This window comes from Allosediminivita pacifica (assembly GCF_003054175.1).
In the GTDB taxonomy this organism is placed as follows: Bacteria; Pseudomonadota; Alphaproteobacteria; order Rhodobacterales; family Rhodobacteraceae; genus Allosediminivita; species Allosediminivita pacifica.
Map to the genome: position 1 here is coordinate 1 of NZ_QBKN01000037.1, position 17,992 is coordinate 17,992.

15 protein-coding genes and 1 tRNA gene are annotated in these 17,992 nt (G+C 67.1%); 9 read left to right on the plus strand and 7 right to left on the minus strand.

From position 1 onward, the window contains the following. Nucleotides 1–198: 198 nt before the first annotated feature. Together C8N44_RS20535 and C8N44_RS20540 are read right to left on the minus strand one after the other, a co-directional pair. The gene (locus C8N44_RS20535; RefSeq protein WP_188758800.1) at nucleotides 199–1,482 is read right to left on the minus strand and encodes an ABC transporter substrate-binding protein; all 1,284 of its coding nucleotides are present in this window, start codon (nucleotides 1,480–1,482) and stop codon (nucleotides 199–201) included. 53 nt (nucleotides 1,483–1,535) lie between these two features. After that, nucleotides 1,536–3,857 (minus strand): alpha-L-rhamnosidase, encoded by a 2,322-nt coding sequence (locus C8N44_RS20540; RefSeq protein ID WP_210204206.1) that lies wholly within the window; start codon nucleotides 3,855–3,857, stop codon nucleotides 1,536–1,538. A 153-nt stretch (nucleotides 3,858–4,010) separates the two neighbouring features. Here C8N44_RS20540 and C8N44_RS20545 point away from each other — a divergent pair, with 153 nt between their 5' ends. Next, on the plus strand, nucleotides 4,011–5,051 hold the full coding sequence (locus C8N44_RS20545; protein ID WP_107978636.1) for a LacI family DNA-binding transcriptional regulator: 1,041 nt from the start codon (nucleotides 4,011–4,013) through the stop codon (nucleotides 5,049–5,051). Between the two features lie 252 nt (nucleotides 5,052–5,303). Here C8N44_RS20545 and C8N44_RS20550 read toward each other — a convergent pair whose 3' ends face one another. Beyond that, the gene (locus tag C8N44_RS20550; RefSeq protein WP_107978637.1) at nucleotides 5,304–6,626 is read right to left on the minus strand and encodes an NtaA/DmoA family FMN-dependent monooxygenase; all 1,323 of its coding nucleotides are present in this window, start codon (nucleotides 6,624–6,626) and stop codon (nucleotides 5,304–5,306) included. Nucleotides 6,627–6,724: 98 nt separating this feature from the next. Between C8N44_RS20550 and C8N44_RS20555 the strand changes: the two genes are divergently transcribed. The 4 genes from C8N44_RS20555 to C8N44_RS20570 all read left to right on the plus strand — a co-directional run bounded on the left by C8N44_RS20555 (nucleotide 6,725) and on the right by C8N44_RS20570 (nucleotide 10,513). Next, a complete protein-coding gene (locus C8N44_RS20555; RefSeq protein WP_210204207.1) occupies nucleotides 6,725–7,510 on the plus strand; it encodes an ABC transporter ATP-binding protein in 786 nt (261 codons plus the stop codon). Then, entirely contained in the window at nucleotides 7,507–8,511 is a 1,005-nt protein-coding gene (locus tag C8N44_RS20560; protein ID WP_107978638.1) for a FecCD family ABC transporter permease, read from the plus strand. The genes C8N44_RS20555 and C8N44_RS20560 overlap by 4 nt, the downstream gene beginning before the upstream one ends. Next, a complete protein-coding gene (locus C8N44_RS20565; RefSeq protein ID WP_107978639.1) occupies nucleotides 8,511–9,545 on the plus strand; it encodes a FecCD family ABC transporter permease in 1,035 nt (344 codons plus the stop codon). The genes C8N44_RS20560 and C8N44_RS20565 overlap by 1 nt, the downstream gene beginning before the upstream one ends. A 173-nt stretch (nucleotides 9,546–9,718) precedes the next feature. Further along, nucleotides 9,719–10,513 (plus strand): ABC transporter substrate-binding protein, encoded by a 795-nt coding sequence (locus C8N44_RS20570; RefSeq protein WP_210204208.1) that lies wholly within the window; start codon nucleotides 9,719–9,721, stop codon nucleotides 10,511–10,513. A 71-nt stretch (nucleotides 10,514–10,584) separates the two neighbouring features. Here C8N44_RS20570 and C8N44_RS20575 read toward each other — a convergent pair whose 3' ends face one another. Then, nucleotides 10,585–12,627, minus strand: coding sequence for a TonB-dependent receptor (locus C8N44_RS20575; RefSeq protein WP_158274116.1), 2,043 nt, complete (start codon nucleotides 12,625–12,627; stop codon nucleotides 10,585–10,587). Nucleotides 12,628–12,889: 262 nt separating this feature from the next. On the opposite strand from C8N44_RS20575, the gene C8N44_RS20580 reads away from it, so the two are divergent. Then, nucleotides 12,890–13,693, plus strand: a complete 804-nt coding sequence (locus C8N44_RS20580) for an IclR family transcriptional regulator (RefSeq protein WP_107978641.1) — start codon at nucleotides 12,890–12,892, stop codon at nucleotides 13,691–13,693. An 874-nt stretch (nucleotides 13,694–14,567) separates the two neighbouring features. On the opposite strand, the gene C8N44_RS20585 is transcribed toward C8N44_RS20580, so the two are convergent. Further along, nucleotides 14,568–14,643 (minus strand) — tRNA-Ala (locus tag C8N44_RS20585). Between the two features lie 105 nt (nucleotides 14,644–14,748). After that, nucleotides 14,749–15,072, minus strand: a complete 324-nt coding sequence (locus C8N44_RS20590; protein WP_107978642.1) for a TIGR02300 family protein — start codon at nucleotides 15,070–15,072, stop codon at nucleotides 14,749–14,751. Nucleotides 15,073–15,171: 99 nt separating this feature from the next. Between C8N44_RS20590 and C8N44_RS20595 the strand changes: the two genes are divergently transcribed. The 3 genes from C8N44_RS20595 to C8N44_RS20605 are packed head-to-tail and all read left to right on the plus strand — an operon-like array spanning nucleotide 15,172 to nucleotide 16,958. Continuing rightward, nucleotides 15,172–15,864 (plus strand): M48 family metallopeptidase, encoded by a 693-nt coding sequence (locus C8N44_RS20595; protein ID WP_107978643.1) that lies wholly within the window; start codon nucleotides 15,172–15,174, stop codon nucleotides 15,862–15,864. 30 nt (nucleotides 15,865–15,894) lie between these two features. Beyond that, nucleotides 15,895–16,545 (plus strand): GntR family transcriptional regulator, encoded by a 651-nt coding sequence (locus C8N44_RS20600; protein WP_107978644.1) that lies wholly within the window; start codon nucleotides 15,895–15,897, stop codon nucleotides 16,543–16,545. Then, entirely contained in the window at nucleotides 16,545–16,958 is a 414-nt protein-coding gene (locus tag C8N44_RS20605; protein ID WP_107978645.1) for an NUDIX hydrolase, read from the plus strand. Before C8N44_RS20600 ends, C8N44_RS20605 begins: the two co-directional genes overlap by 1 nt. Here C8N44_RS20605 and C8N44_RS20610 read toward each other — a convergent pair. Then, a complete protein-coding gene (locus C8N44_RS20610) occupies nucleotides 16,955–17,917 on the minus strand; it encodes an acetyl-CoA carboxylase carboxyltransferase subunit alpha (RefSeq protein WP_107978646.1) in 963 nt (320 codons plus the stop codon). The genes C8N44_RS20605 and C8N44_RS20610 overlap by 4 nt on opposite strands. Nucleotides 17,918–17,992 lie beyond the last annotated feature (75 nt).

The following is a 17,992-nucleotide window of genomic DNA, read 5'->3' on the forward strand; positions in this document are numbered from 1 at the left end:
GGATCCCAGTAGGTCAGGCTGAAGTAGAAGGAGGCCACCGTCGGAACGATGAACAGCACCACGAAGATCGCCCCGCCGGGGATCAGGAACCAGTACGGATAGGCTGAGTGTCGTCTCATTCGCGACCTTTCGAGAGACATTTCCGCGAAGCCCCCCGCGCAGGGCGCAGGGGGTTGGTGTCAGATCAGCAAAGTGGGCTCACCAGTTGGGCAGACCCAGTTGCTTGGCCTGCTTGGCGACATCCGCGTCGTAGAGCTCGGCCGCGCTTTGTGCGTCCCGGATGCCGGTTCCGACCTCGACGGTCAGCTGTTCGAGGGTGGGCCCCTTCACCGGAGAGAGGTACTCGAGCGCAGGCGCGGTGCGGCCTTCCTCCTGGAAATAGGGCAGCATGTCGGCGACGGGCTGGGGCACGTCGTCGGGCAGGGTGCAGCCCTCGACCAGATACGGGCCTTGAGCCCCGTTCACGCGGGTATTGATGTCGCAGGCTTCCTCGCTCGCCGCGAAGTTCAGGAAGTCCCTTGCGATCTCGGGGTGGTCGGTGGTGCGCGAGATGTAGAGCGCGGCCGGCATCCAGACCGTCAGGCCGTTGCTGTCGGCCTCATTGCCCGGCTGAGCGAAGAAGCCGATGTCGTCCATCCGGTCGGGATAGGCCTGGTTCAGGGCCCCGATGGCGAAGGTCAGGACGGGATAGTGCGCTGCCTCGCCGGTGGCGATCATGCGCAACCCGTCTTCGTAGCTCGCCGCGCCGAAGTCGTCGTTGAAGAAATCGGCTTCGGCAACCTCCTGCAGCCGCTCGAAGCCCTGCCGTGCAGCGGGTGTGTCGGCATATTTCGCCTCGTTGGCCGTGTAAGCCTCGGCGAAGCCGGGCTCCTGCTGCAGGACGTTGAAGAAGTCGCCCAACACAAAGAGCTGCGAGGTCCAGCTGTCGCGGTAGGTCTGTGCGATCGGCACGACGTCGGACTGCTCGGCGATGGTGCGGTTGTTCTCCATGAACTGGTCCCAGGTGAGTGGGACCTCGAGCCCGAGTTCCTCGTAGGTCGGGATGTGGTAGAAGATCCCGCCCCCCATGGCCGCCTCGATGGGCACGCCGTAGACGTTGCCCTCGGCGTCGGAAACCGTGCGGGTGAAGCTGTCGAGCATCGCGTCGAAGTTCTCGATGTCGTTGATCGGCAGCATGGTGCGACCGGGCCGCAGCGCCTGCACCAGCGCACCGGAGTTGTACTGGAAGATGTCCGCCATCTCGCCCGTGGCGAGGCGGGTCTTCACGACGTTGTCGCCCTCGGAGCCGCCCGGTCGCGTTTCGATCGAGAAGGTCACCTCGGGGTGCTTCTCGGTGTAGGCGTCAGTCAGGGCCTCCATGAGGGCCACCGTGTCGGCGCTCGAGTCGCTCAGCAACGTGAGCTCCTGCGCCGTCGCCGCGCCGCCGAACGGCAGCGCAAGCAAAGTTGCAAGCGCGGTTGTTCCTGTCAGTTTGATCGTCATCGTCTTCCTCCCTCGAAAGTCGTCCGGGCCTCCATTCCCGGACGGTCTCGGCATCACGCGTCGTGCGTGAAACCGATCTCGTGCGTGCCGGGGGCGATCTCGAGCCCACTGTCCGGCACGTCGACGGGCGTGCCGTCGAGCGTCAGTCCGCCACGCGGCCCGGGGATGACTCCCGTGCAGCCCTCTGGCAGCGTCAGCGTGTAGACCACGCGGTCCCCCTCGATCCGCCAGGCCGCCTCGATCCGCCCGAGACGGCAGTGGTGCCACATGTGGACGTGGCCCAGCGCGGGCAGGATCTTGGGGGCAATCGAGACGCGATCGAAGCCGGGGCCCTCTGCGGTCGGTGCGACGCCGGCGACCTCTTCGAACAGCCACTGGCACACCGCGCCATAGGCGTAGTGGTTGTAGCTGTTCATCGAGGGTTCGTAGATCGCGCCGTCGGGACCGATGGCATCCCAGCGCTCCCAGATGGTCGTGGCCCCCTGCTCCACCTGGTAGAGCCAGCCGGGCACGTCGCGGTTGAGAAGGACCTTCTCGGCCAGATCCTCCAGTCCCACCTTGGTCAGCGCGGGCAGGAGCGCGGGCGTGCCGATGAACCCGGTCCCGATGCGGTACTCCTCATCCTCGATCACGCGTCGGAAATATCCCTTGGCCGCCTCGCGGTGACGGTCGGGGACGAGGTCGTGCAGGAAGGCCAGCGCATAGGACGTCTGGTCGTTGTGGGCGAGCCTGCCTGTTGCCGAGAAATACTCGCGCTGGAAGGCCTCGCGGATGTCGGCCGCGCGGGAGGCGAGCCTTGCCGCCTCATCCGTATCACCGATCAACCCGGCAATCCTTGCAGTCAGGTCAGTGGAGATGAAGTGATAGAGTGTCGCGGCGCAATCGTCGCCGATCGTGGGCCGCGGCTTGCGGTTGTCACCCGTGGGCTGAAGCCAGTCGCCGAAGGTGAAGCCGGTCTCGCCCCAGCGCCAATGCGGGTGGATGATTGGTCCGTCCGAAAGCGCCCAGAGGTAGTCGACCCAGGCAACCATCGAGGGGAAGCCCTCGCGCAGGACATCCGCGTCGCCGTAATGAAGGTAGAGCTGCCATGGCATGATGGTCACAACGTCGCCCCACCCGGTGGAGCCGGCCCAGTCGCCGTGGGTCTTGTGCTGGTGCAGCCGCGTGGGGTCGGGCGAGAAATGCGGCACCGCACCATCGGGGCGCTGGTCGTGCCGCACATCCCTCAGGTACTTGGCGAGAAAACGCTCGCTGTCCGCGAGCCAACAGGCGGTGCCGGCGAAGACCTGCGCGTCGCCTGTCCAGCCGAGCCGCTCGTCACGCTGGGGGCAATCGGTCGGCACTTCGATGAAGTTGGCCCGTTGCGACCAGATCGTGTTGAGGACAAGTCGGTTCACCGCCGGCTCCGCGCATTCGAAGCCGCCAGCGACCACCGGCACCGAGGAGATCGGGACGGATTCGACCCGCTCGACCTCTGCCGCGCCCTCGACCGAGATCCGCGCGTAGCGGTAGCCCATGAAGCTGAAATGCGGCTGGAATGTCTCGGAACCCTCGCCCCTCAGGATGTAGGTCACCTCGGCGCGCGCCCCGCGGTAGTTGCGGTTGTCGAACTCGCGGTCGGGGCCGAGCACCTCGGCATGTTCGATCCGCACCTTGGCGCCGGCCTCGCCGCTTGCGGTGAAGCGCAGGTAGCCCCCGACATTCTGCCCGAAGTCGTGGATGGTGGCCGGCCCGTCAGACCAGCTTTCGACCGGCGCGAGGGAGGCAAGTTCGCGCACGGGGGCACACTCGTGCGGCACCAGACGCGGCAGGGTGTCCAGCACCTCGACCCCCGCGCTTGTCTCGATCGGAAGGCGCGCGTCGAAGTCCTCGCCGTGGTAGATGCCGGCGCGGGTGATGGGCAGCAGGCCGCTCTCCCAGCCCGGTCCGGTCGCGCAGACCAGCTCTCCTGCGGCCTCGATCTCGGCCAGCGCCGCGACGCGGTCGCCCCAGCAGTTGGTCACCTGAGTGTCGCGCCACATGATCGGGGAGCGATACCACCCGTCGCCGAGCCAGATCTCGATGCGGTTCTCGCCCGCCTCTAGGAGATCCGAGACGTCGTATTCCTGGTAGGCGATCCGGTTGTCGTAGCAGGTCCAGCCGGGGGTCAGCACGTCTTGTCCTACGCGGCGCCCGTTGAGGAAGGCGATGTAGAGCCCCTGCGCCGAGATGCGCAGGAGGGCGCCCTTCGTTTCGGTGCAGCTGAAGGTGGCCGCCACGAAACTCGCGCGGCCGTTCACGCCCGTGTCGGTTTCCGGGGCGATCATTCGGCCGGTCCATGCGTGATCGGAGCGATCACCCTGATGCGCGGCCGTAAGGCCAGTGTCGAGTCCCATGACTTCCTCCCTTGTTACCCTCCGGGACCCACCGCACTCCCCCGCGCGGCAAGTTACGTAGAACAGTATACGTAGACTGTTCTACAGATTCGGTTGTCAATCAAGAGGTCATCTGCGTATTCTTCACATCACAACGATGGGGGCGGCTCTGGAATGACGGAAAAGATCCGCGAGACGGGCGAAAGGGTGACCATCAGGACGGTCGCGGAAGATGCCGGCGTCTCGACGGCGGCGGTTTCGAAGGTGCTTCGAAACGCCTACGGCGTCAGCGACACTCTGCGCTCCAAGGTATTGACTTCAATCGAGAAACTCGGTTACCGCCCGAGCACCGCGGCCCGCGGCATGCGGGGCAAGACCTACAGCATCGGGCTGCTGCTCACGGAAATGGAGAACGCGTTCCTGCCGAAGGTCGTCCGGGGTGCGAAGGAAGTCTTCGGTGCGGCCAACTACCAGGTGATGATCGGGGTTGGTGAGGCGCAGGCCTCGATCGAGCAGTCGCTGATCGATTCGATGATGGACATGAGAATGGATGGCGTGCTGCTGGTCGCGCCGCGGCTCACGGGGACGGTGCTTGCCGGGTATGCCGCGAAGACGCCTCTTGTCGTTATCGGTCACCACGAACCGAGCGCCGAGACCTTCGACACGGTGAACTCCGACGACGTGGCCGGTGCCCGCGAGGCCGTGTGCGCGCTCATCGCCTCGGGGTATCGCGATATTCACATGACGAGCCTGTCGCAGCGCCGCTTCGACATGCCCGCAGGCGAAGGCGAGGTCTTCACCATGCGCGAGACGGGATACCTTGCCGCGATGCAGGAGGCCGGCCTCTCGGACCGCGCGCGCATCTGGCGCCTGCGAGAGCGCGAAGGCTGCGAGGGACCGCCGCTGACGGACCTGCTCAAGGTCGGCCCACGTCCGGAAGCCGTCTTCTGCTGGAGCGACATTCACGCTCTCGAGCTCATCAATCTTGCCTGGAGCCGGGGCGTTCGCGTACCTGAGGATCTGGCCATCGTCGGCTATGACGATACTCCCGCAGCCGGCATGCCGATCGTCGGCCTTTCGAGCGTGAACCAGCAGGGCGCGGACCTCGGACGCCAGGCGGCGCGGGCAATGCTGTCACGAATCGAAGGACGGACCACACCGGAACACATCCTTCTTGAGCCCGCGCTGAAGACGCGCCGCAGCAGCGGAAGCTGACTCCGGGCCAAGCGAGGTGGCAGGCGGTGTCGATTTCCGGCGGTTTGTCCCATGTGACCGGGTCGGGCGTGCTCATCGTGACTTAGAGATGGTGACGCGTACGATCTGTTCGTCCTTGATTCACATGACTTCCGGGGGCGTGCGGCCCGCGACAAGCGTCTCGGTCGCCGTTCGCGCCGTCCTGGTCGAAAAGATCGTCGGCAAGAGACGGCACGTGTGAGTTACGCATGGCGCGCTGGTGTCTCACCTTCATCAGTATAGCTCGGGTTCCCGCATGCCGAGATGGTCCGCGAAACAGCCGCGCTGGTAGTCCTGCCGAAAGCGCCCTTCCTCGGCCAGCGCGGCGGGGATGGTCGAGAGGGCGAGGTCGAGGCAGGGGACCGAACCGCCCGGGAACAGGATGAAGCCGTCCATCGCCCCCGCGTCGGCCCAGTCACGGATGGCATCCATGGCATGTCCCGGTGTGCCGATGACCTGCCAGTGCGCCGATCCCATGACCTCGGGCGCGTCCAGAAGCTCGTCGAGGCTCGGTTCCGACTGCGCGATCTTGCGATGGAGCAGCTCCGCATGGGTGCGGGAGCGGATATCGGGGCCAAGCAGCGGCAGATCGGCCACGGTGATGCGCCGGCTCCCCTCGCGGTCCGAGAAGTCCACGCCGATCACGGCGGCGAGCTTAGCGAGCTTCTGCGCCCGCGTCGTTCCGGCATGGGTGTCGCGATAGAGGTCCCGGGCCTCTGCCTCGGTTTCGGCAAGGAACAGGCTGAGGCCGGGAAGTACCCGGACCGCCTCGGCCGGGCGGCCCTGCGCCACGGCGCGGCGGCGCAGGTCGGCGCGCAGGTCGATGGCCGTGCGTTTGTCCGGGCAGGCGGCGAAGGTGCCGTCGGCGATGCCTGCCGCGAAGTCCCGCCCGGTCTCCGAGGCCCCCGCCTGGAACAGAGGCAGGGGCGCGGGATGGCCCATGGCCCCGAGCGGCCCCTCGACACTGTAGTGGGGACCCTCGTGATTGATCGGCTCCGGGAGAATGGCGCTTTCGTAGAGCCCCGCCGCGCGGTCGATCTCGGCCGAGGCCTTGGGGCAGGTCTCCCACAGCGCGCGGATCACCTGCACGGCCTCTGCGGCCTGATCATAGCGTTCCGCGGCGCCTGGCATCCGCTCAAGCCCGAAATTGCGCTGCCCGTCGAGGCTGGTCACGATGTTCCAGCCGGCGCGGCCATCCGACAGCCAGTGCAGCGTCATCAGCATCCGCGCGAGGATGTAGGGCGGGAAGAAGGTCGTCGACGCGGTCGTCAGCAACCCGATGCGCGAGGTATGCCCGGCAATCAGCGTCATGAGCAGCGTCGGATCCGATCCGCTGCCTCCGGGCCGCCGTGCCATGCCCGGCGGCGGCGCACCGAGGCTGTCGGGGCGGAAGACGAAATCGAGATACGCGTCCTCCGCGCGCCGGGCGAGATCGATGAAGAACGCGGGGTCCGACAGCCGTTCGACCTGGCTGTCCGCGCGCCGCCAAGCGTCACCGGACAGCCAGGTCGGGGCAAGGGTCATGCCGATATGAAGGGGGCTGGGGGAGGGGGCCATGTCGAAACCTCTGAGGTGCACGCCGGACCGGCGTTTCGGGTTGTTGACGGTTTTACTATGAAATATAGGTTCCGCAATCCGAAACGCTGGTGCGACCCTTGCTCAGAACCGAAACCCTCTCCTGCAGGCTCGGACGCTCCCTGATCCTGGGCGATGTCTCCGCGCGGTTCGCGGCGGGCCGCTTCACCGCGCTCGTGGGGGCCAACGGCAGCGGAAAGTCGACACTGCTGCGCTGCCTCATGGGGATTGTCGCGCCGGAAACGGGCCAGGTGCTGCTCGACGACAGGCCGGTCGCGGGGATGCGGCGGCGCGCCCTCGCGCGGCGCATGTCCTACCTGCCGCAGGCGAATGTCTGCCCCGATCACATGACCGTCGGCGAACTGGTGGAGCTTGCGGGCTTCGGTCGGACCGGTCTTTTCGGCTCCGTCTCAGGGGCCGAGCGCGAAACCTTCCGTCATGCCCTGCAAACCGTCGGTCTGGAGGGCGCCGAAAGACAGCGCGTGAGCCAGCTCTCCGGCGGTCAGCGGCAAAGGGCCTTCATCGCGATGGTCCTGGCGCAGGATACGCCGCTCCTGCTGATGGACGAACCGGTGAACCATCTCGACCTGCGCTACCAGTACGCGGTGCTCGACCTCGTCCGGAGCCTCGTGACCGACCATGGCAAGACGCTGATCATGGTGCTGCACGATCTCAACCTCGCGCTGGCCTATGCCGACGACGTGGTCCTGCTGAAGGAAGGGCGGGTGCTGGCCCAAGGGCAGGCGCGCGAGGTGCTCGATGCGCCGCGCGTTGCCGAGGGGTTCGGGATCGAGACGCGGATGCGGGAGATCGAGGGCCGCACGGTCTGCCTGCCACGGGGCGCGCGCATGGTGGACCTGCCGTGAGATACGCGAAGGTGAGCGGCGCGGCCCTGCTCCTGCTACTGGTCGCCGCGCTGGGCAATCTCGGGATCGGCGCCAGCCCCATTCCGCTGCCCGAGGTGCTGCGCGCGCTCTTTTCGTTCGATCTCGACAGCCTCGATCACTACGTGGTGCTCAGCCAGAGGCTGCCCCGTGCCCTGATCGCGATCTACGTGGGGGCGGTGCTGGCCGCAGGCGGTGCGGTGATGCAGGGCGTCACCGGCAACCCGCTTGCCTCGCCCTCGACGCTCGGGGTCAGCGCGGGCGCCATGCTGGGCATGCTGCTCTCGGTCTTCGTCCTCGATGCCGCGCTGCCTATGCAGGGCTTCGGTGCGCTGTCCGGAGGTTTCGCGGGCTTCGCGCTCACGCTCGCGGTCGCACGCCTGACCGGGCTCGGGCCCGACCCGCGCGGTCTGCCGCTGATCCTGTCGGGCGCGCTGACGGGGATGCTGCTGGCGGGGCTCGCGGGGGCGTTGCTGCTCACCGATCCCGAACGCCGGGCCGAGTACCTGGGCTGGCTCGCGGGCAACATCAATCATTACTACGTCGACCGGCTGGCGCTGTTCTGGCCGTTCGGTCTTGTCTCCTTCGCGGTTCTCATGGCGCTTGCACGTCCCCTGACACTGATCGGTCTGGGCCGCGAGCGGGCCGAGACCATGGGTGTCGCCACCCGCCCGGTGATGCGCCTTGCGCTCTCGGCCGTGGTTCTGGGCGCGAGTTCCGCCACGGCGATCTGCGGACCGGTGGGCTTCGTCGGGCTGGTGGTGCCGCATCTCGTGCGTCCCTTCACGGGCGCGCATCTCGGACGTCTGCTGCCGGTCTCGGCCATGGCGGGCGCGGCCCTTCTGCTGCTCTCGGATGTCCTCGCGCGGCGGGCCTTCATGCCGTTCACCCTGCACACCGGCGTGCTGCTGGAGCTCGTGGGCGGGATCTGCTTCGGCGTGCTGGTCTACCGGCTCTACCTGCGCGTCGAGGCGCGGCGCTGATGCGCAGGCTCGACGGATATGCCCTGCTGCATCTCGCCGGTCTCGAGATGCGTCTCGTGGATCTCGTCGCCGGGCTGACCCTGCTTGGCGTGGCGGTTCTCGCCGTCACCGGGTCGCTCACGGTGGGAACCACGCCCGTGCACCTGTCCGATCTGTTCGGAGGCGCTCTGGACGAGGTCCAGCGCTACGCCGTGCTGGGGCTGCGGCTTCCACGGGCGCTGACGGGGCTGCTGGCCGGGGCGGCCATCGCGGTATCCGGGGCCATCCTGCAGTCGCTCACCCGCAACCCGATTGCAGACCCGGGGCTTCTGGGGCTGTCGCAGGGGGCCTTGCTGGCGATCCTCTTCTCGCTAGTTCTGGCGCCCGGTATCCCGCGCGCCTGGGTGCCGCTCATCGGCAGCGCCGGGGGGCTGGCCGTGGCACTGTTCCTGGCCCGGCTGACCGCGCGCGGGGGCGGGGACGCGCTGGCGATCCTGCTCCTGGGGCTGGCGGTCGAGACGACGCTCTCGTCGATCACTTCCATCATAATCCTCTACGCACCGACGGACCTGTCCTTCGCCATCTCGGTCTGGCTCGCGGGATCGCTCTACCAGGTGGGCTGGAGCTCGCTCTTCCAGATGCTGCCCTGGCTCATGCTTTCCCTGCCTCTGCTCTTCGTGGCGGGCCCCATGCTGCGGCTGCTCGAACTCGGCGAGGAGCGCGCCTTTTCCCTCGGGCTTCATCTCGGCCGGGCGCGGCTCGCCGTGCTGGTGGCGACCGTGCTTCTGACCTCGGCCGCGGTGACCGTGACCGGGCCGCTGGCTTTCCTCGGCATCATCGCGCCGCATATCGCGACCTTCCTGCTGCCAAGCTCCGGCCGGGCCCGGCTGATCCTGACCGGCCTCATCGGCGGGATATTCGTGGTTGCCGCCGATTGCCTGTCGCGCGCGCTGGGCACCGAGATCGGCCTGCCGATCGGGCTCTCGCTGACGCTGCTCGGCGTCCCGCTGTTCATCATCATCCTGCGACTGTGGTCGCTGAACCGCCCCCACTGAGGAGACCGCCATGAAACACCTCGCCCTGCTCCCCCTGCTGCTGATCGCCCCGATGGCCATCGCCGAGGGGCGCGACGTGACCGACGGCACCGGCCGCGCCGTGACGGTCCCGGAGGCGCCGGAACGGATCGTGGTCACGCACGACCCGCTGCTTGGCGTGCCGATCCTGGACCTTGGGGGGGAACCTCGTCGGCAGCTACGGCCGGACCAACGATGGCGGGTCGCTCTCGGCGGTGGACTTCATCGACACGGTGCTGGGCGAGGAGGCGGTGCCCGACCGTCCCGTCGGCGTGGGGCCCAGCGGGCAGATGGATTTCGAGAAGCTGCGCGCGCTCGATCCCGACCTCATCATCGGCTCCGAGTACAATGCCGGCATGGTCGACCGGCTGGCCGAGATCGCGCCGACCTACCTTCAGAACACGGGATCGGGGCGCGTCGGCGGGTTCGGCACGCAGGCGCAACTCGCCACCCTTCTGGGGCTGGAAGATGCCTTTGAGGCGCGGCTCGCCGAGTACCGCGACAGGCTGACCGCCACGCGCGACGCACTTCCCGGTTCACCCGAAGGGCAGACCTATCTCGCGGTCATCGCCCACGACGAGCTGCGCCTTGTCGGGGAAATGTCCGGCGTGATCCAGGCGCTCGAGGATCTCGGCTACACCCGCGCCGAGGTCGGCGGGATCGGCGAGGATTCCGGGTTGGGATCGAACTTCGCGGCTCCGCTCAGCGCCGAGCTCTTCATGCGCCTGAACCCCGACGTCCTGATCCTGATGAACTCCTACACCGGCTGGGACCGCGACGAGGCAGGAACCCGCGCCAAGCTCGACCGGATCGTCCCCGGCTGGGACCGCTTCCTCAAGCCCGAGACCGAGGGCCGCACGATCTACATCGACAGCGCCAAGGTCTCGACCCCGTCGATCGCCAGCGCCGAACATGCGCTTGACGCCATCCGGGACTGGGCTGCCGACTAACCGACGCTCGGCGGGACAAACGAAAACGGCCCCTCGCGAGGGGCCGTTTCCTTCTCGGGGTGGGGCGAGGTTCAGAACTGCATCCGCAGCCCGACGCCGATCATCCGGGGATCGGTCACGCGGGCGCTGGTGTTGCCCGTCACGCCACGCACCCAGGTCACCTCGTTCTCGTCGAAGAGATTGTCGACGTAGCCGTAAAGCTCGAAGCGGTCGCCGATATCGTAGCTCGCCGAGATGTTGGTCACCGTGTAGGGATCGACCTCCCAGTCGCCGGTGTTGGCGACGTCCGAGTAGTAGCCCGTCACGTGCCGCACGTCCCCCGCGAGGGTCAGCGCATCGGTCACGTCCCAGCTTGCGCCCAGCGTGAAAGTCCCGTGCGGCGCCCGGTCGAGCTCGTTGCCCTCCAGGTCGGGTTGCGCGTCGAACTCCACGATCTCGGTGCGCAGCAGGCCAAGACCCGCCTTCAGCCGCAGGCTCTCGGTGGCCTGGTAGTCCGCGCCAAGCTCCAGCCCGTAGCTCTCGGCCCGCTCGGCATTGTAGGTGGTCCGGCTGAAGGACACCTGCTGGTCGCGGTAGTCGCTGTAGAACAGGTTCGCCGTGACGAACAGGCGGTCGTTCATCAGCGACGAGCGCAGGTAGGTCTCGTAGGTCCAGACCGTTTCCTCGTCGTACTCGTAGTATTCGCTGGTGACGAAGTTCAGCCCGCTGCCGCCGGGGTTGTAGCCCTTGGCGATGGAGGCCCCGACCGTCGTGCCCTCCGAAAGCTCGTAGGCCAGCCCGACATTGGGCAGGATTTCCTCGAACTCCTCATCGTAGGCGACCGGGTTGTCGGTGCCGAAAAGGTAGCTGCGATAAAGCCCGTCGCGGCTGATCTCGTCGCGCTGCAACCGCAGCCCGCCGGTCAGGGACAAGCGGTCGGTGGCGCGCCACGTTGCCTCGCCGTAGATGCCGAGGCTGGTCTTCTCGTTGTCGAAGGCGCTGTCGCCGCCGTTGCCGTTGAAGACCAGATAGATATCGTCGTCCTGGTCGGTGTGGGAATAGAACAGCCCCGCGACGCCGCTCACGGCATCCAGCTCGTCCCCGATGTTCACGCGAAGCTCGTTGCTCCAGCTTTCGGTCTCCACCTGCGCGGTGCCGTCCTCGTAGTCCTCGAGCACCCGGTCGGAGTCGGAGGTCCCGTAGCTGAGCTGGTTCGACAGGACGATCCCGTGGGCGAAATCGTGGCTGACGTCGGCGATCACGCTGTCCGAGATCACGTGCCACGTGGGCCCGTGGCTGTCGGTCTCGAGGTCGCCGTCATAGGGGAACGTGACATTCTCTCCGGTGGGCTGGTTCGAATCCACGTGGGCGTAGGTCAGCTTCGCCTCGAAGCCGGGCAGGGCGGAGGGCATCCAGAGCAGCTTGGCGCGGTAGGTCTGCGTCTCGTAGTCCCGGTCGGACGCGCCGCCATCGGTCGGGGCGTCGTCGGCATCGACGTAGTTGTCGCGGGTGAAATGGTCGGCCGAGAACCGCAGCGCGATATCCTCGGAAACCGGGCCGCTCAGCGCGATCGAGGCGCGGCGCATGTTGTAGCTGCCCCCCAGAAGCTGGCCCGAGAGCTCAGGCTCGAAGCTCGGGTCCTTCGTGTTGACGATCATCGCGCCGGCGATCGAGTTGGCCCCCTGCTTGGTGGTCTGGGGCCCGCGGTAGACCTCGACCGTGTCGACGTCCCAAAGCCCGGTTCCGCCGTTCACGTACTCGTAGAAGCTCTGGTAGTGGCCATCGACGTTCACCGTGGCGCGCGGCGTGGTCCCAGCGAAGAAGGCCACGGCGCCTTCCTGCGCGCCCTGCGATTCGATCCCGCGGATCGTCGGGGCGACGCCGCTTCCGACCTCCAGAACGTTCGGCACCGTCTCGAGCGTCTGGCTGATATCCCCCTGCTGGGCGGGAACCTCCTCGCCGGTCGTCACCACCACCGAACTCGCGGTGTTCCGGATCGTGCGCGCATCCCTCTCGCCGGTCAGGACGATCGTTCCGAGGTCGTAGGCAAGCTCCTGGGCCAGCACCGGCTGCGCGGCCGGGATCAGCAGCGCGGCATGGGCGATGCCGCCAAGCAACATGGTTCTCGTCTTCATCTCTGTCCCCATTTCTGGATTTTTCGGCGGCTTGGCTGGTGCGGAGCGGCAGGTTCAGAGGTTCGCTCGGTTGCGCTGGCTGGCGGCACCTTTCATTCTTCATTGCATGATATATACTGCACTGCAATATAAATCACACTGATTTACTCGGGTTAAAGCTTGCCTCCCGGCGCGTTGATCGTGCCGGTTGCGCCGCATACTGTCCGGCGGACGTCGGCGTGACTTGCCTTCTTCGACGCCGACGGAGCCGAAAGGATAGCCGATGCAAGATAGCCTGACCTCAGACAGCCGCGACGATGCCGGCGGCCATCGGAAGGCCGGCACGATCCAGTCGGTGTCCACCGCCGCGACCTTCCTGCGTGTCCTTGCCAATGCGTCCGGACCCCTTGCGCTGGGCGTCATCGCCAAGCGGGCAGGGACCTCGGGTTCCATGGCGCACCGCTATCTCCAGAGCCTCGTGCGCGAGGAACTCGCGGTTCAGGACCCCGCCAGCGGGCACTACGACCTCGGCCCGTTGGCGCTCGGTGTCGGCGTGGCGGCGCTCGGGCGCCTCGATCCGGTGGAGCTTGCCGCCGACGCGATGAAGGATTTCGCCGCGCGCACCGCGGCAAGCGCCGGGGTCGCCATCTGGACGGAGCGCGGTCCGACGCTAGTCCGCTGGTATCGCAGCGCGATCTTCTCGATCAGCTCCCTCGGGCTCGGGGACGTGCTTCCCCTCGACAACACCGCCTGCGGCCTGATCTTCCAGGCCTACCTGCCGCAGGATCGCGTCGCTTCAGCGCGCGCGACGCAGCCCGAAAGCTTCCGGGGCTCGCCGCCGACGGAGGATCGGCTGGCCGAGGTGCGGGCCTCGGGGTGGCTTGAACTGCAGGGGCACCTGTTGCCGCATGTCGCGGGACAGGCGGTGCCGGTCTTCGATGCGCAGGGCGAGATCGCCTGCGTGATGACCACGGTCGCGAACCTGGGCGACGCGCTCTCGTCCGAGATCGGGCGGGAACTGAGCGAGGTGGCGATCAACCTCAGCAAGGCGACCGCAGGGCGCGTCGCGATCGGCGGTCGGTCATGAGCCGATGCCGGAGCAAATGAGCTCTCTTTTCGCCCTGCATCGTTGGCTCGTGTCGGGGCGAGGCGAGCCGGGGCACAATCTCGGTCCTGCATACGGATGGCGCGTGCCGGAGTGACTGTGTTGGTCGACGCGTTACATGACCGTATCGCGGAGCGAGCCGCTACGTGACTCGTCTGGCTCTGATGCCTTCGGGGGGCAAAGCCTTTCGGGCGGTATAAAGTCCGGGGGGCACCCCGCGACTGCTCAGTGATTGGTATCGGAGGGCGGTCTAGGACGCGCGTATGGCGACGCAGGCCGCTTTGGCTTCTGCGCGCATCCACTCGCGTTCGGTTTAGTGCGTGGAAATCTCTCCCGGGACAGCGCCAGTGAGAGGTCGGGGGGGGGCAGACTGCCTTGGCCGCTGCAGCGACGTTGGCGCGGGGAGGCCGCAGAAGGTCAGGTAACCTAGAGTGTCGGGAACCGCGGCCTAAGAAAATGGGCCGGTGCGGCGCTGTAGGTGCGCAGGACGCGCTCCAGCATTCGTTCGGCATAGGCCATGCGATCCGCCCGGGGGAGGGTGTCTTCGCCGCTGGCCATCTCCTCGCGAATGAACGCGCGACCGGATTTCGGGGATCGTGTGAAAGTCGCAGCGGGCGAGTCCGGTGATCAGGCTAGTCTCGCCCGCGGCCCAAGGTTGCGCGTCACGACGAAGAAATGGTCGCTCATGGACCATCCTCGGTTGTGAAGGGGGAAGGGCTGCGACGGGATCGACACCCCCGAAGGCGTGGATCCAAGAAGCGCAGATTCTCGTAGGGAAAACAGCACCCGTCTGCGCGGCAGAGGCAAATCCTCTGACGAGAAAGGCAGAACTATCTGGTGCTTTTCAAAGGAAGTTTGGTGGAGCCTAGCGGGATCGAACCGCTGACCTCCTGCATGCCATGCAGGCGCTCTCCCAGCTGAGCTAAGGCCCCATCTTCAGTGGCGTTTCCGCCGCTGTCGGCGTGTGATTACGCAAAGCCACGGGCGGGTTCAAGCGGAAAAATCGCCCGTGGCGGATTCGTTTTTCGACGAGGGTCTCAGCTCTCGTCGTCGTCCTCGCTCACGTCCCGGATCTCTTCGAGAGAGACGTTGTCGTCGTTCTCGTCGTCAAGGACATCATCATCTTCGAGATCGACCTCGACATCATCGTCCTCGATGACATCCGCGTCTTCGGTCTTCGATTCCTTGGCCTTGCGGGTCTGGCCGTCCTCCGCGTCCGCGGTGATCATGCTCCGCTTGCCGGTCTCGAGGTGTACCACCTCGCCGGTGTAGGGGCTGACGATCGGGTCGCGGTTCAGGTCATAGAACCTCTTGCCAGTTGTGGGGCAAACACGCTTCGTGCCCCATTCTTCCTTGGGCATTGGGATCCCTCTGTGCATTGAGTCTGGTCGACAATCCGGTGCCTCTGCCATAACGGTTTCACGCTGTCAAAGCTTTTGGCGCCGGGATTTGAGGTGGATATGGGGCAGATCACGCTTTCTGGCAACCCGCCGGTTGCCGTTGCGTTGCGGCGCTCGGCGCGGGCCCGGCGGTTGTCGCTGCGCCTGTCGGCGCTGGACGGACGCGTGACGCTGACCGTTCCGAAGGGCGTCCCCGAACGTGAAGCGCTGTCCTTCCTGCGCGAGAAGGAGACCTGGCTGCGCGGGCACCTTGATGCCCGAGAGGCGCCGGTCGGTGTGGGGATCGGCGCGCATTTGCCGGTCGAGGGTGTTACCCGGGAAGTCCGGCCCGTGTCCGGCCGGTCGGTGCGGCTGGAGGGCGAGGCGATTCTCGTTCCGGGCGCCGAGGCGCAGGTGCCGGCCCGCTTGCGGGCATGGCTGCGGGAGCGGGCCCGGATGCGGCTTGCCGAGGCCGCGGACCGGCATTCCGGAGCGCTCGGGAGACCCTATTCAAAGCTCACGCTTCGCGATACCCGATCGCGCTGGGGCAGCTGCACCTCGGAAGGCGGGCTCATGTTTTCCTGGCGTCTGGTCATGGCGCCGCCGGAGGTGCTCGATTACGTCGCGGCCCATGAAGTGGCGCACTTGGCCGAGATGAACCACTCGCCGGCTTTCTGGTCGGTGGTGGAGCGTCTCTACGGCGAATGGCGGCCGCAGAGGACCTGGTTGCGCAAGAACGGCGCGGCGCTGCACAGCTATCGCTTCGGAGATTGACGCGCGCGCTGCGTGTGATCACAAGGGGGCATGTTGGCTCCACCCCGTATTTCCGACACCGCCCAATCGGCCCATGATCGCGTCTATCGAGGGCTGCGGACGCGTATCCTGCATGGGCAGATCGCGCCGGGTGAGGCGCTGACGCTGCGCGGGATCGGGGCCGAGTTCGAGGTTTCGATGACCCCCGCGCGCGAGGCGGTGCGGCGTCTGGTGGCGGAGGGGGCACTGCAGATGTCTTCCTCGGGGCGGGTGTCGACACCGGAGCTATCCAACGAGCGGATCGAGGAACTCGCGGCGCTTCGGGCGCTTCTCGAGGTGGAACTTGCGAGCCGCGCCCTGCCGCGCGCGCACATGGCGCTGATCGAGCGGTTGCAGACCATCAACAACGCCATCTCGGACGTGGTGAGCAACCGTGACGCGGTGGGCTATATCCGGACGAACCTAGAGTTTCACCGCACGCTGTACCTGCGGGCGCAGGCCCCTGCGATGCTGGCCATGTGCGAGACGGTGTGGCTTCAGCTGGGGCCGACGATGCGGGCGCTTTACGGGCGGCTGCGCCGGACCGAGGCCCCGCAGTACCACAAGCTCATCATCGCGGCGCTGAAGGCGGGCGACGAGCCGGGGCTGCGGCTGGCCGTGCGGTCGGACGTGACGCAGGGCCTGCGTATGCTGGCGCGCTGATGGCGGTGCTGCGGCCCGTGCCGGCGGTTCTTGCCGTCATGCCGCGGGGGTCCGAGGTGCTGCTGGTGCAGCGGCGCAATCCGCCCGATGCGGGGTTCTGGGGATTTCCCGGCGGCAAGGTGGATTTCGGCGAGACGCTGCACGCGGCGGCGGAGCGTGAACTGCGCGAGGAAACCGGTGTGACGGCGCGGGCGCTGCGTGTCCTGACCGCGCTGGACGTCATCGGGCCGGGGCCCGCGCCCGATCATCACTTCGTGCTGATCGCGGTGCTTTGCGAATGGCAGGCGGGCGCGCCGCTGGCGGCGGACGACGCGCAGGATGCGCGCTGGGTCGCCTTGTCGGACCTGGAAGACCTCACCCTCAGCAAGGACGTGGCCGAGGTGGCGCGTTTGGCCGCGGGCGGGGGGCTTTAGCCGTCGAGCCCGTGGGCGCCCATGCGCAGGAACTTGGAGCGCCGCGTGGCGACGATCTGGTCGCGGGGCACCTCGTCGAGCTCGGCCAGCATGGACGAAATGGTGTTGCCGACGGCCGAGATCGCCTCGGTGGGCGCGCGGTGGGCGCCGCCGCGCGGTTCGGGGATCACCCGGTCGGCCACGCCGAGCCGCAGCAGGTCCTGCGCGGTCAGGCGCAGGGCCTCGGCGGCTTCGCGCATCTTGTTGGAATCCTTCCACAGGATCGAGGCGCAGCCCTCGGGCGAGATCACCGAGTAGACGGAGTGTTCGAGCATCGCCACGCGGTTGGCGGTGGCGAAGGCCACGGCGCCGCCGGAGCCGCCTTCGCCGATGATGATCGACAGCAGTGGCACCTTGATCTGGAGGCACTTCTCGGTGCTGCGTGCGATGGCCTCGGACTGGCCGCGTTCCTCGGCCCCCTTGCCGGGGTAGGCGCCGGGCGTGTCGACGAGGCTGATGACCGGCAGGCCGAAGCGGTCGGCCATCTCCATCAGGCGGATCGCCTTGCGGTAGCCCTCGGGGCGCGCCATGCCGAAGTTGTGGGTGAGGCGCGACTGTGTGTCATGGCCCTTCTCGTGGCCGATCACCATGACCGGGCGGTCGTTGAAGCGGGCAAGTCCGCCCATGACGGCATGGTCGTCGGAGAAGCCGCGGTCGCCGGCGAGCGGCGTCCATTCGTCGAAGAGCGCGTCGATGTAGTCCTTGCAGTGCGGACGCTCGGGGTGGCGCGCCACCTGGCACTTCCGCCAAGGCGTGAGCTTCGAATAGAGCTCGCGCAGCATGTCGGAGGCCTTCTTGTCGAGCGCGGAGGCCTCGGTTTCGACGTCCATGTCCTCGTTCCCGCGGGCCATGGCGCGCAGCTCTTCGGCCTTGCCTTCGATCTCGGCCAGGGGTTTTTCGAAGTCGAGGTAGTGGGTCATCGTCGCCCTTCCTGTTGCACGGCGCCTATATGGAGGCAGTCGCAGGCCGATGCAACAAAGCAAGACTTGTCCTGC

Coding starts and splice junctions, on each gene's coding strand:
- C8N44_RS20535 (WP_188758800.1), bottom strand. CDS start 1,482: ATGACGATCAAACTGACAGGAACAACCGCGCTTGCAACTTTGCTTGCG.
- C8N44_RS20540 (WP_210204206.1), bottom strand. CDS start 3,857: ATGGGACTCGACACTGGCCTTACGGCCGCGCATCAGGGTGATCGCTCC.
- C8N44_RS20545 (WP_107978636.1), top strand. CDS start 4,011: ATGACGGAAAAGATCCGCGAGACGGGCGAAAGGGTGACCATCAGGACG.
- C8N44_RS20550 (WP_107978637.1), bottom strand. CDS start 6,626: ATGGCCCCCTCCCCCAGCCCCCTTCATATCGGCATGACCCTTGCCCCG.
- C8N44_RS20565 (WP_107978639.1), top strand. CDS start 8,511: ATGCGCAGGCTCGACGGATATGCCCTGCTGCATCTCGCCGGTCTCGAG.
- C8N44_RS20575 (WP_158274116.1), bottom strand. CDS start 12,627: ATGAAGACGAGAACCATGTTGCTTGGCGGCATCGCCCATGCCGCGCTG.
- C8N44_RS20580 (WP_107978641.1), top strand. CDS start 12,890: ATGCAAGATAGCCTGACCTCAGACAGCCGCGACGATGCCGGCGGCCAT.
- C8N44_RS20590 (WP_107978642.1), bottom strand. CDS start 15,072: ATGCCCAAGGAAGAATGGGGCACGAAGCGTGTTTGCCCCACAACTGGC.
- C8N44_RS20595 (WP_107978643.1), top strand. CDS start 15,172: ATGGGGCAGATCACGCTTTCTGGCAACCCGCCGGTTGCCGTTGCGTTG.
- C8N44_RS20600 (WP_107978644.1), top strand. CDS start 15,895: ATGTTGGCTCCACCCCGTATTTCCGACACCGCCCAATCGGCCCATGAT.
- C8N44_RS20605 (WP_107978645.1), top strand. CDS start 16,545: ATGGCGGTGCTGCGGCCCGTGCCGGCGGTTCTTGCCGTCATGCCGCGG.
- C8N44_RS20610 (WP_107978646.1), bottom strand. CDS start 17,917: ATGACCCACTACCTCGACTTCGAAAAACCCCTGGCCGAGATCGAAGGC.